This window comes from Pseudoalteromonas sp. SR45-1 (assembly GCF_014163655.1).
GTDB lineage: Bacteria > Pseudomonadota > Gammaproteobacteria > Enterobacterales > Alteromonadaceae > Pseudoalteromonas > Pseudoalteromonas distincta.
This window is the reverse complement of the sequence record NZ_JACJDR010000002.1, coordinates 122,545-135,490: the sequence shown is the minus strand read 5'-3', so window position 1 is coordinate 135,490 and position 12,946 is coordinate 122,545. Positions and strand designations below refer to the sequence as shown.

At 39.6% G+C, this 12,946-nt stretch carries 14 protein-coding genes; 8 read left to right on the top strand and 6 right to left on the bottom strand.

The window, feature by feature from the left end; translation table 11 throughout:
* Positions 1-17 precede the first annotated feature (17 nt).
* The 5 genes from H5089_RS03055 (at position 18) to H5089_RS03035 (ending at position 4,812) form a co-directional block, all read left to right on the top strand.
* On the top strand, positions 18-299 hold the full coding sequence (locus H5089_RS03055) for a peptidylprolyl isomerase (RefSeq protein ID WP_002958009.1): 282 nt from the start codon (positions 18-20) through the stop codon (positions 297-299).
* A gap of 64 nt (positions 300-363) precedes the next feature.
* Positions 364-942: a glutathione S-transferase family protein gene (locus tag H5089_RS03050; protein WP_024605976.1), complete on the top strand. Its 579-nt coding sequence runs from the start codon at positions 364-366 to the stop codon at positions 940-942.
* Positions 943-959: 17 nt separating this feature from the next.
* Positions 960-1,310, top strand: coding sequence for a DUF2750 domain-containing protein (locus tag H5089_RS03045; RefSeq protein WP_002958007.1), 351 nt, complete (start codon positions 960-962; stop codon positions 1,308-1,310).
* Between the two features lie 99 nt (positions 1,311-1,409).
* Complete coding sequence (locus H5089_RS03040) at positions 1,410-2,090, top strand: hypothetical protein (protein WP_138488564.1); 681 nt, start codon at positions 1,410-1,412, stop codon at positions 2,088-2,090.
* A 148-nt stretch (positions 2,091-2,238) separates the two neighbouring features.
* Positions 2,239-4,812, top strand: coding sequence for a M1 family metallopeptidase (locus tag H5089_RS03035; protein ID WP_182711441.1), 2,574 nt, complete (start codon positions 2,239-2,241; stop codon positions 4,810-4,812).
* An 82-nt stretch (positions 4,813-4,894) separates the two neighbouring features.
* Here H5089_RS03035 and H5089_RS03030 read toward each other — a convergent pair whose 3' ends face one another.
* Together H5089_RS03030 and H5089_RS03025 are read right to left on the bottom strand one after the other, a co-directional pair.
* Positions 4,895-5,260, bottom strand: coding sequence for a hypothetical protein (locus H5089_RS03030; protein WP_007376965.1), 366 nt, complete (start codon positions 5,258-5,260; stop codon positions 4,895-4,897).
* Between the two features lie 75 nt (positions 5,261-5,335).
* Positions 5,336-6,211 carry a hypothetical protein gene (locus H5089_RS03025; RefSeq protein ID WP_058154159.1) on the bottom strand — a complete coding sequence of 292 codons (876 nt, stop codon included), beginning with the start codon at positions 6,209-6,211 and terminating at the stop codon, positions 5,336-5,338.
* A 157-nt stretch (positions 6,212-6,368) separates the two neighbouring features.
* Here H5089_RS03025 and H5089_RS03020 point away from each other — a divergent pair, with 157 nt between their 5' ends.
* From H5089_RS03020 to yjjG, 3 genes are all read left to right on the top strand, one after another.
* Positions 6,369-7,268 (top strand): phosphoribulokinase, encoded by a 900-nt coding sequence (locus H5089_RS03020; protein WP_002958002.1) that lies wholly within the window; start codon positions 6,369-6,371, stop codon positions 7,266-7,268.
* Between the two features lie 63 nt (positions 7,269-7,331).
* Positions 7,332-7,877, top strand: coding sequence for an inosine/xanthosine triphosphatase (gene yjjX / locus H5089_RS03015; protein ID WP_182711440.1), 546 nt, complete (start codon positions 7,332-7,334; stop codon positions 7,875-7,877).
* 13 nt (positions 7,878-7,890) lie between these two features.
* A complete protein-coding gene (gene yjjG / locus H5089_RS03010; RefSeq protein WP_182711439.1) occupies positions 7,891-8,565 on the top strand; it encodes a pyrimidine 5'-nucleotidase in 675 nt (224 codons plus the stop codon).
* Between the two features lie 81 nt (positions 8,566-8,646).
* On the opposite strand, the gene lpxC is transcribed toward yjjG, so the two are convergent.
* The 4 genes from lpxC to H5089_RS02990 all read right to left on the bottom strand — a co-directional run bounded on the left by lpxC (position 8,647) and on the right by H5089_RS02990 (position 12,945).
* A complete protein-coding gene (gene lpxC / locus H5089_RS03005) occupies positions 8,647-9,558 on the bottom strand; it encodes a UDP-3-O-acyl-N-acetylglucosamine deacetylase (RefSeq protein ID WP_002957999.1) in 912 nt (303 codons plus the stop codon).
* A 106-nt stretch (positions 9,559-9,664) separates the two neighbouring features.
* A complete protein-coding gene (gene ftsZ, locus H5089_RS03000; protein WP_182711438.1) occupies positions 9,665-10,909 on the bottom strand; it encodes a cell division protein FtsZ in 1,245 nt (414 codons plus the stop codon).
* A gap of 21 nt (positions 10,910-10,930) precedes the next feature.
* Positions 10,931-12,163, bottom strand: coding sequence for a cell division protein FtsA (gene ftsA / locus H5089_RS02995; protein ID WP_007582937.1), 1,233 nt, complete (start codon positions 12,161-12,163; stop codon positions 10,931-10,933).
* Entirely contained in the window at positions 12,160-12,945 is a 786-nt protein-coding gene (locus H5089_RS02990; protein ID WP_002957996.1) for a cell division protein FtsQ/DivIB, read from the bottom strand. The genes ftsA and H5089_RS02990 overlap by 4 nt, the downstream gene beginning before the upstream one ends.
* Position 12,946 lies beyond the last annotated feature (1 nt).

Sequence of the window (12,946 nt, the reverse complement as noted above, 5' to 3'; positions counted from 1 at the left end):
TATACTCGGGAGATTTTATGACAGTAGCAAGCGCACGACATATACTTGTAGACAGTGAAGCACAATGCTTAGACTTAAAAACAAAAATTGAGCAAGGCGAAGACTTTGCTGAATTAGCCAAAGCGCATTCAAACTGCCCATCAGGTCAAGATGGCGGTGCTCTTGGTGAGTTTGGTCCTGGTATGATGGTTCCAGAGTTTGATAAAGTTGTGTTTTCAGCTCCAATTAACCAAGTACAAGGCCCTGTGCAAACTCAATTTGGTTATCATTTACTTGAAGTTACTAGCCGTTCAGAATAAATTTAACTGTATCGTAAGTAACGTTTTATAAAAGCCGCTTATGCGGCTTTTTTATGGAGTAATTATGCAATTAATTGGTTCTGTACCTTCACCTTACGTGCGCCGAATTAGAATTTGGGCACAACAAAACAACTGTAAACTAGAGCTTGTGAGTCTTGATATATTTTCTGAGCAAGATCGCCCTACTATGGCCAGTAAAAATCCAGCTCGAAAGATTCCCATTCTGGTAGATGGCGACTTAACACTTAGTGACTCTAATTCTATATTGCGCTATTTACTTGAAAAAACAGGTCAACCAAAACTAACGTGGCCGCAAGAGCACTTACTTACGACTATAAATGCCTGTAACGATTCGCTAGTAGAAATGCTGCTATGTGAACGCTCTGGATTTGACACCAAAAGCGATAAACTCTTTTTTAATTTGCAAAACGAACGAATTGAACAAACATTAAGCTTTTTAAATACCCATTTAAGCGATGAAGAATTTAAAAGCTGTGAATACCTCAACATCAGTTTATACTGCCTGCTTGATTGGATTTGCTTTCGTGAATTAACTGACTTTAGTCAGTATTCAGAGCTTGTTGCTTTTCATAAGCAATATGGCAAGCGTCAAGCAGCAATAGATACTAATCCTCGTCACTAATTTAAAAAGGTAAACACATGAGCGATATCGAAATTGAATCACAACTAGTTAACTTTGTAGAAAAAGTACGTGTTAGCGAAGTAATTTGGGCACTTGGTGCAGAAGATAATGGCTTTGTAGTGTGCGATTCTAACCAATTTGACGAAACTGACGTACTACTGCTTTGGGAAAGTGAAGAAGCAGCTAAAGCGCAATGTAAAGAAGAGTGGAAAGACTACAGCCCTGTAGAAATAAATCTTGATGAATTTTTAGATGCATGGGTTGAAGATTTAAATGAAGATAACGCACTTGTTGGCATTAACTGGAATGATGACCAAGTATGTACAGAGATTGAACCTACTGGTTTAGCTCGCGCATTAAGTGAATAATACTTTATACGCTTTATATTAAGAGCGGATAAAACCCGACTAGCATCTACTGCTAGTTGGGTATAAAATAAAACACATCATTATTTTCAAGGTATTACGTTGAAAACCCATCTTGGTCGCCGGCCCTTTTCAGCCATGGAACTGCACACTCTTTATAATGGATATATATACGGTGATTTTAAAGTTGCACGTGAGCAACCAAAACACTGGCATTTTTGGCTTCCTCTAATTGCATATTACAGTGGTGCATATAGCGATGAAATTGGCTATCTAACGCTTGATGATCTGTCTCTTGAAAAAGATGTCTTATGTTTTAATTTTCATACTCACGGTAAGATAAAACCTCGCTTAGTTCCAGTGCATCAGGCACTTATAGATGCCGGGTTTAATGAATATTTAGCATTCATAAAATCACAAAATCAACAACGATTAATGTTCGACTTACCCGCTAAAACTGGCAGATACAGTGAAAAAGTCCGTATTTGGTTTTCAGGTGAAGGTGAGCGAGCCGGCTATTTACAAAAGTGTGATATACCAAACGTTGATCAACTCGGTATGAAAACAGCCATAAGCAGCCTTCGTCTTAACTTTGAGCAACAAGTGCGTATACATGCTCTGCAAGCCAACTCTAAAGACGCCTTTAATTATCTCATGGGATTTAACGAATACCCACATAATGAATTTAAGGACGTGCTTTTATTAAATAACGTGATCCAAAAAATACGTATTATTAACTCACACCTGCATTGGCAGCGTTTTATAACACGCGAAAGCCACTGACAAACTTTGTTACTATTTCCCCTTAAAGTCATCGTTATAATCAATTACTCTATTAAAAAAAACTGTTAGGATATCTAACCCCCTAATAATATGAGCATAAAAAAGCCTATTTAGGGTAGTTTCTAACAACAACAATCTAGGGATCACTATGTTTCTTAAAAGCCTCTTAACAGTGAGCGTTGCTTTGGCAATGGGTGCTGCAAACGCTAACGAATTCGTTATTGAAAAACTCGCAAAACCAAGTTCACAACAGGTATCGTTAACACTCGATCCGAGCCAAGATACATTCACAGGGATGACTGAGATTTCCCTAGAAGTACTAAAACCAACAAAATACATTGAATTAAATGGCGTAGCTTACGCTGTTAAAATGGCGCAACTGCTTGGCGACGAAAACTGTGACTTAAACAACGAAATGCTTAAAACAGGTAAAGTTAAATTTAGCTGTGATGAGCAAATTCAACCAGGTAAATACACCCTTAAAGTTGATTTTTCAGCGCCATATAACCGTCAAAGTGTTGGTTTATACAAAACGTTAGACCAAGGCACACCTTACTTATTTACTCAATTTGAAATGAGTGATGCACGCCGTGCATTTCCTGTTTTTGATGAGCCAAGTTACAAAATTCCATTTCAGTTAACGATTACCGCGCCTACATCACAAAAAGTATATTCAAATACGCCTGAGCTTAAAACAACGGTTGATGGCGATATGACCACACACTTTTTTGATAAAACGCCGCCAATTCCTTCATACTTAGTCGCGATGGCTGTTGGCCCATTTGAAGAATTAGATATTAAAGGCATGCCAATTCCTGGTCGTGTAATTACCCCTCAAGGTAAAATTCACTTAGCCCAATACGCAAAAGAAAACATGCCAAAAGTACTGGGCGCACTTGAAGCGTATTTTGGTATTCCTTACGTTTACAAAAAATTAGACTCAGTAGCGGTACCAGAGTTTCCATTTGGCGCAATGGAAAACTCAGGCTTAGTAACCTACCGAGAAGATATTTTATTAGTTGATTTAGCTGCAGCAACACGCAGTAAAAAACAGCGTAATGTATCAATTATTGCTCATGAACTTGCTCACCAATGGTACGGTAATTTAGTAACCATGAAATGGTGGAACGACTTATGGTTAAACGAAGCATTTGCTAGCTGGATGGCTGCAAAAATTACTAAGCAGCTTAACCCTGAGTTTGAATCGCACTTAGACCTGCCACAAAACAACGTAATGGCACTTGATGCACGCCTAAGCACCAAGCCTATTCGTAAGCCAATTAAAACTGAAGCCGACATTATGGACGGTTTAGGTCTTGCTTACAGTAAAGGCAGCTCAGTACTTGCTATGGTTGAAAACTGGATTGGCGAAGATGCATTTCAAAAAGGTATTCAAAGCTACTTAAAAGAGTTTTCATATAAAAATGCTGAAGCGGCCGACTTATGGGAAGCACTTGGTAAAGCGTCAAATAAAGACGTAGCGAGTGTTTTAAAATCGTTTATTGAGCAATCTTCTTTCCCACTAGTTAAAGTAACTCAACAAGGTAGCAAAGTAACTATTTCACAAAGCCGCTTTGTAAACGCAGGCGTTGATGCGCCAGAGCAGCTATGGAATGTACCAGTTGCAATTAAATATGGTGCTGGCGATAAAGTGAAAACAGCAAACGTATTACTTAATAAACAAAGCCAAACACTAGATTTAGACTTTGAACCAGAGTGGATTTATCCCGACCAAGGTGCATTAGGCTACTACCGCTGGGTAATGGATGATGCACAATTTAGCGCACTTGTTAAAAAGGCGCCAAGCGTACTGAGTGACCGTGAACGCTTAGCGTTACTATCTGCTACTGATGCGCTACTTGATGCTGGTGTTATATCTGCTGCTAAGTTAATGCAAACACTTGAAGTGTTCGTAAGCGATAGCCACCCTCGCGTAGCAAATACCGCACTAAGTTACTTAGTGTCGCAACAGCGCACTTTTAAAGACGATAGCAATAAAGACCTATGGCCTGAATTTATTCGCGGTGCAGTAACGCCTGCTGCTAAAAAATATGGTTTAGAAGCAAAAGCGGGTGAAGATGGTGCTATTGCACAACTTCGTGCAGCCGTTGTATCACGCTTAGGTTTTGATGGTGAAGATCAAAACGTCATCAATAAAGCCAAAGAACAAACGCAGGTTTATTTAAATGATCCACAAAAGGTAGACCCATACTTAGCGGGTACGTACTTAACTCTTGCTGCTTTTCATGGTGACAAAGCGCTGCTTGATCAATTCATGACAACGTTTAAAACGACTAAAGATCCGCAAGTACGCACAAACATGCTTGCAGCTATGGGCTTTTTTGGTAAACCTGAGTTACAAAAAGCGGTATTAGCTTATAGCTTAACGGATGAAGTAACGGCATCTGACATGCGTACTATTTTGTCAGGTCAAAGTTACACAGATGAGCGCCAAGCATTATTTATTGATTGGGTTTACAGTAACTACGATAAAGTAACAGCAAGCTTACCGCCGTTCTTTATACCTAACTTGCCGTACTTTACAACTGCAAGCTGTGATGCAGAAAGTTTAGCGACAACAAAAACCTTCTTTAACGAAAAAGTAGCTGATGTAGCTGGTTACGCTCGTACATTAAGTAAGCTTGAAGAAAGCACAAACGATTGTATCGCGCTTAAAACACGTGAACTTGAATCGGTTAATAGCTTTTTAAAAAGTAAGTAATTATTAGGTTTATTGAGCTATAAAAATACAAAAGCCGCTGAAAATAAATTCAGCGGCTTTTTACGTTTATATTTTTGCTTTATTAATTACCAATAATCATAGTTAGCTTGGCTATAAAATCTTTGGCTGCTTGCTCAGAATTTATTTTAAACGCAACACCGTAGTGAATAGGTTGAGCGCTTTTAAAAATGCGCGTAGGAAAGCGTGTCATCTCACTGCTATGGAAGTACCCTTGCGCACGCGTTACGCCATCTATATCATTAAAATCATCGCTAAACACCTCAAATGCTGGGCGAATTACTATTTTACCCTTGCCGCTTTCGCTGTGGGTATAAAATGCTTCTTTAGAGTTTACTAACATGTACTCTGCAATATTTTTAATCTTAAAATTACTTCTGCACTGTAATTTAATGAGCTGTTCTGTCAGCTCGTCTGCACTATAAGCCACGTGTAATCCCTATTAGTTAATTTGCGTATTAGATTAACGCATACACACAATAAAATCTGAATTTATTTGTCTGCTTCACTTTGTTATATCACATACAAAAGCGAGTTTTTCATTGTTGTAACTCATTCTTGTTATATTTGTTTCGCAGTAGGTGCTTAAATTAAGCCATTGCGATACTTCATCACTTCCATCAAGTTTACGCTGATAAACGCGGTTTTTAATAGCATAAGCAATGGTCGCATTATCTTTTAAAATAAAATCTTGAACTTGAGCCGGTAACCTTAATAGGTCTTCAACTTGTTTATCTTGTGGATTAAAACTCGCTAAAATGTGTTGCTCGTTTTTAGTGTAACTAAATAAAAATGCAGCCATTGAGTTGTTATAAATAAGCGTTCGGCCAATATTACTGGCAGCTATTTCCCCCTTCGCTTGTGCAACTGAAGTATATTGAAGCGTGTGAGGCTTTCCTAAAATAAACATCACTAAATCATTTTGGACACCCCATGCATGGTATCCAACAGGTTCAATCCAATCAAAAATACGACGTGGCGCATCTTCATTTTTGAGTGGGTATTGCCACAATTTTTGCTTACCGTCAGCTTCTACAACAATCGCTGATATCGCATCACCACTTGGCATAACTGTTGGTGAGTATTCGCTTACGGGAGAGTTAGTTATATTGGTAACTTTTTTTGACGTGAAATCATAATAAGCAATATCAGTTTGGCTTTGCCCTTTATTAATTACTTCATGAGTAAAGTATAAACCTGTACTTGTTAAGTGCGGTTGGTTGTTATAACTATTTTTATCGCTCACAATACTAACTTGTACCCCGAAAGGTGTATTTAAATCAGCAAGTAATACTTGGCTTTTTGGCATGCTAGCCTGCACCACTATTGGGCTCAGCGCTGCTATAGAAAATAATCCAAGTAATGGTTTAATAAGTTTCATGCTTTCTCTCGTTTTAATTTTAAGCACCTCATGATAACGTTATTTGCTGATGGCGTCACTTGAGCTAAGTCAGTCAACTCTTAAGATACCCAAACGACTTAAAATAATGTTAAGTTTAGTCTGGTTATAAAACCTGGTCCTAAAAAAGAGAATTAACATGTCAGCTAAAAATCCTATTATTGCGATTACGGGTTCATCTGGTGCGGGTACAACCACCACAACGAATGCAATTAAACATATTTTCCGTAGCCTTAATATTCAAGCGGCTTTTGTCGAAGGAGATAGCTTTCATCGTTACACTCGCCCCGAAATGGATAAAAAAGTTCGAGAAGCACAACAAGAAGGTAAACATATTAGTTACTTTGGCAGAGAGGCCAATGACTTTGGCGCTTTAAAAACGCTGTTTGAAAACTATAGCGAAACAGGTCAAGGAAAGTTACGCCGCTACTTACATACCTTTGATGAAGCCGTTCCGTACAATCAATTACCAGGTACATTTACACCTTGGCAAGATCTTGACCATAATACTGACATTTTGTTTTATGAAGGGTTACACGGTGGTGTAGTTGATCAAGATGTAGACGTTGCAAAGCATGTCGATTTATTAATAGGCATGGTTCCAATTATTAACCTTGAATGGATTCAAAAATTAATACGCGATACATCCGAACGAGGCCATTCTCGCGAAGCGGTTATGGGCTCTATTGTGCGCAGTATGGATGACTATATAAATCATATTACCCCGCAGTTTTCTCGTACCCATATTAATTTTCAACGCGTGCCGACCGTAGATACATCAAACCCATTTAGCGCCAAAGATATTCCATCTCTTGATGAAAGCTTTGTAGTTATTCGCTTTAGGGGTATTGATGATGTTGATTTTCCTTATTATTTACGGATGATCGAAGGCAGTTTTATGTCTCGTATTAATACGCTTGTAGTACCAGGGGGCAAAATGGGCTTAGCTATGGAGCTGGTTCTTACTCCACTTATTAAAGATATTATTTTGAAAAAGCGTGCACTGGAAAACTTAGCACCTTTGGATATACCTATTTAACTCCTCTTCTAAGATTGAGCTCTCTCACGTACACTGCTGATTTTAGTAACAATAAGGGACATTGTGTTGTACTCATTAAAAATTATTGTGGGTTCTAAAAACCCTGTAAAAATTAACGCGGCTAAACATATTTTTGCAATGTATTTCCCTGAAAATGAAATTGATTGCCAAGGTGTTGATGCCCTATCCAATGTGCCAGATCAACCTATTGGCGAAGAAGAAACACGTGTTGGCGCACAAAACCGTGTTAATTATTGCAAAGAGCATTACCAAGCTCACTACTACGTGGCAATGGAAGGCGGTGCAGAGCAATTTAGCTATGGTGCAGCAACCTTTGCTTACGTAGTTATTGATAATGCCTTAAATCAGGTTGTAGGGCGCAGCAGCAACCTCCCCTTGCCTCAAGTGCTTTATAACGCATTACTTAACGGCGAAGAGCTTGGCGATGTAATGGACAAAGCATTTAATACTACCAACGTTAAACAAAAAGGGGGCGCTATTGGGTTACTTACAAACAATCACGCCACGCGCGAAAGCACCTATACACAAGCACTCACTTTAGCTATGGCGCCCTTTCTACACGTAGATCTCTACAGCCAAACAAATTAATTTAGGAAGTTTAATGAAATACAACTATGTATTGTTTGATGCAGACGAAACCTTATTTAGGTTTGATATTTTAGCGGGCATGACTCGCATGTTTAAAGCTTACAACGTAGATTTTAGCCAAGACGACTATATCCATTATCAAAAAACCAATAAGCAGCTGTGGGTTGATTATCAAAATGGTACTATTAGCGCAGATTACTTACAAGTAACACGCTTTAATGAGTGGGCTTCAAAACTTAATGTGCCCGCAAAAGAGCTAAACGATGCTTTTTTAGATGCTATGGCGCAAATTTGCGAGCCATTACCTGGTGCTATTGAGCTTTTAAATAAACTTAAGCCAAATGCTCGATTAGGTATTATTACTAACGGATTTGCCCGCTTACAAACCGTACGCCTTGAGCATACTGGCTTAAAAGATATGTTTGAATGGTTAGTAATATCTGAACTTGTGGGTATAGCAAAACCAAATAAAGCGATTTTTGAGCACACATTTGAGCTAATGGGTAACCCTGATAAAAGCGAGATACTTATGGTGGGTGATACTGCTGCAAGCGACATACTTGGCGGCAACAATGCAGGTATTGATACTTGCTGGTTACAACACCCTGGTGAGCAATTAGCCGATGGAATAAAACCAACTTATACAGTAACTCATTTAAATCAGTTACAAGCTCTTTTAGAGTTATAATAGAGTAAATTTTACGCAAAAAAAATGACGCTAATTAGCGTCATTTTTTATAACTGTTTGTGAGCTGTTCTTTTACTGCTTTTAGGCTGGAGCTAACTCAAGACCGGGTGCAGGCATCGTCACAGGCGTTTCAAATGTTGCCCACTCCCATGCTGACTCTGTAGCCATAATTTTACGTAGTAATTTATTATTTAAATCATGACCCGATTTAAATGCAGTTACTTTACCCAAAAGATTATGACCTGTCATAAACATGTCACCAACACAGTCTAATATCTTGTGCTTAACAAACTCATCGCTATAACGTAAGCCATTAGGATTTAAAACTTTGAATTCATCAAGTACCACAGCACTATCCATGCTACCACCTAGCGCTAGGTTGTTTGCATGCATGTATTCAATATCTTTCATAAATCCAAAAGTACGCGCACGGCTAATTTCTTCAATAAAGCTTTGCGTTGTTATATCCAACCCAATACGTTGGCGACTTTCATTGATAGCTGGGTGGTTAAATGCAATCTCAAAGTCGATATGAAAACCATCATATGGTTCAACTTCAGCCCACTTACCATCTTCTTCAATGCGTACTTTTTCTTTAATACGGATAAAGCGTTTAGCAACGTTTTGTTCTTCAATTCCGCCCTTTTGTAACAGATATATGAATGGTAATGCACTACCATCCATAATCGGCACTTCTGAGCTGTCCAATTCTACAATTAGATTATCAATGCCCATTGCAGCAACAGCTGCAATAAGATGCTCAGTAGTTGATAAGCGAACACCATCTTTGTTAATTAAACAAGTACACAACTGCGTATCACCAACGGCTTCAGGTGTTGTTTCAAAATCAACAACCGGATCAAGGTCGACACGACGAAATACAATCCCAGTATTTGCGCTCGCAGGTCGGAGAGTTATTGTGACCTTCTCACCTTTATGAAGTCCAATTCCTATGGCTTTGACTACTTGTGCAATCGTACGCTGTTTAATCATAGGTATGCTCACTTTTAAATCAGTTACAGTTAGACGGCGGAGTTTAACATAAATCCTTTTGCCTTTCAATATTTGTACACATTTCAAACAAAAGTATTATTAAATGTTAATCTGCCTGCTTACGTAAAAAAGCGGGAATATCAAAATAATCACCACCTTCTGATTTATCTGCTTTTTTACTATTTTGCACTGAAGAACTTGAACTACTTGAACTCGTTGAAGGCGCTTTCTCTTTACTTTGCGCTTGCTCTTTAGTCGTGTTTTCTTCAGCGTTTGTATCTTGGCTTGCAAAGCTTGGCACGTACATGCTGCTCGTTTGGTTTGATGTGCTTGCAACATCAGAACCTGATGCTTTTTTAAAGCCGTTATCAACAATACCAAACTGTGGACGACGATCGCCGCCTAAACCAGTTGCAACAACCGTTACACGTAGCTCATCAGTCATCTCTGGGTCGATTACCGCACCAACAACAACCGTTGCGTTTTCTGACGCAAGTGCTTTAACGTGATTACCAACAATTTCAAATTCTTCAATCGCAATGTCCATACCAGCGGTAATATTAACTAAGATACCTTTAGCACCTGTTAAATCAACGTCTTCTAGTAGTGGGCTTGAGATAGCTGCTTCTGCAGCTTCTTGTGCACGATCAGGACCTGACGCAGACGCCGTTCCCATCATTGCAGTACCCATTGCAGACATTACTGTTCTAACATCGGCGAAATCCACGTTAATTAAACCAGAACGTGTAATTAGCTCTGCTATACCTTGTACCGCACCAAATAATACGTCATTAGCTTTAGCGAAGGCATCTAGAAGTGTAGTCCCTTTCCCTAAAACTTTAAGCAATTTATTGTTAGGAATTGTAATAAGTGAATCTACAATTTCTGACAATTCATTAATGCCTTGTTCAGCGGCTGCTGCACGTTTTTTACCTTCAAAATCAAAAGGACGTGTTACAACTGCAACGGTTAAAATACCGAGTTCTTTAGCAATTTTAGCAACTACCGGTGCAGCACCAGTACCTGTACCACCGCCCATACCGGCTGCAATAAATACCATATCGGCGCCTTCAAGGCTGGCACGAATTGTATCTGCATCTTCTTCAGCCGACTTACGGCCTACTTCAGGGTTTGCGCCCGCACCTAACCCAGAGGTTATTTGCGTGCCTAGTTGAACTGTAATATCGGCAGCAGAGTTACGTAATGCTTGCGCATCCGTATTAGCGGCTATAAAACGCACGCCTTCTATTTGTTGTTTTACCATGTGCTCAACAGCGTTACCGCCACCACCGCCCACGCCGATTACTTTTATTACAGCTTCTTCGCTGTGTTGTTCCATTATATCAAACATGTTTACTCTCCGACTTGAGTCTTAAAACTCGCCTTGGAACCATTTAGTAATGCGGTTCCACCAATTATTGTTATCCTCTGCTTTCGACTTTTGTGCATTCATCGATTGCATGGTACGCCCGTATTGTAACAAACCAACAGCGGTTGCGTACGAAGGATCATCTACATAGTCTGTCAAACCAACCATCCCGATTGGTTTGCCTATTCTTACTGGCATTTGGAAGATGTCTTCTGCCACTTCCATAGCGCCAGTCATTTTAGCAGTTCCGCCTGTTATAACGAGACCTGCCGCAATTTGGTCTTCTAAGCCTGAACGACGAATTTCTTCCATCGCAAGCTCAAATAATTCTCTAAAACGAGGCTCTACCACCTCAGATAATGTATGGCGCGACATCAACCTTGCTGGTCGCCCGCCTACACTTGGTACTTCAATTGTGTCTTCGCTACTTGCCATTTGGCTACTAGCACATGCGTATTGTACTTTGAGTGACTCTGCATGTGATATAGGTGTGCGAAATATTTTTGCAATATCACCAGTAACTTGGTTACCCGCTACAGGTATAACGGCAGAGTGACGAAGTGCGCCATTAATATAAATGGTGATATCCATAGTACCGCCACCAATATCAAGTACTGCAACACCTAGCTCTTTTTCGTCATCTGTTAGTACAGAATAGCAAGACGCAAGGGCAGTAAAGATAAGTTGATCGACTTCAAGACCACAGCGTTCTACACATTTTTCGATATTTTTTGCCATGTCGTTTGAGCACGTAATGATATGTGCACGCGCTTCCATACGAACGCCGCTCATGCCTAGTGGGTTTTTAATGCCCTCTTGCATATCGATGCTGTATTCTTGCGGCAATGCATGTAGCATTTTACGCTCTGCTGAAATAGGCACAGAACGCGCAATATGTATTACGTTTTCAATGTCTTCGTCAGTGACTTCGGTGTTATTAATTGCCACCACACCACTTTCGTTTTGACACTGTATATGTTTGCCAGAAATACCCAAATACACAGAGCTTATACGACAATCAGCCATTAACTCGGCCTCGTCTATTGCTCGTCGAATAGACTCAGACACTAAGTTTAAATCGTTAACGCCGCCTTTATCCATACCATGAGATACTTGGCTGCCCACACCAACAATGCTGAGCTTGTTATCTGCGGTGATTTCACCTACCGTGGCAACCACTTTCGAGGTGCCAACGTCTAATCCTATTACTAGGTTTCTTTCTGCTGACTTAGTCATGCCTTACTCTTATTTTGTAATTGTTCTTCTTGCATTGGCTTAAAGCTTACTGCAAGGCCGGTATCATACCGTAAATCGATTGTATCTACTTGTGCATCTGCACGTTGTTCCATTCGTGGATAAACGTCTATAAAACGTTGTACACGCTTGGCTTTATCTTTACGCCCTAAATTTAAGCGAATCCCGTTATCTAGCCAAAGTTGCCACGAAAAACGCTCCGATAATGCCAAACTTGTTAATGTTAAACCATTAACTCTGAGCATTTCATCAAATTGCTTAAAAGCAACCCACGCCTCTTCTTCGCTACCTTCTGGGCCATATAACTGCGGTAAGTTATCATCTAACTTATCGCTGCTGGCTTGAAATGCTTGGCCACTTTGGTTGAGCAACAAGTCGCTATTCCAGTGAGCAACTACTTCATGTTCAACTACATACACCTGTATAGTATCAGGCCATTGTTTACGTACCGAAGCGGTAGCAACCCAAGGCAAGTCTTGAACTAGCTGCTGCACGTGCTTAACATCAAGTTCAAAAAAACTACTTAAATCGGCTTTTTTAATTGCTTTTATAATTGCCGTTTCATCTGTGTATTTGGGATGCCCTTGCACTGTAAGGTGCTTAATTTGAGCATCTTTATTTTCAACTAACCAATCAGATACACCTGTGGTTATTTGTACTAAGCCTATAACCACAACCAGAAAAAAACTCACTCCAAAAATCAGCGACCAATTAAAGTTAAGTTGCTGTTTTAGTTGTTGAGCTTTTTCTAAAAGGGGATGCATA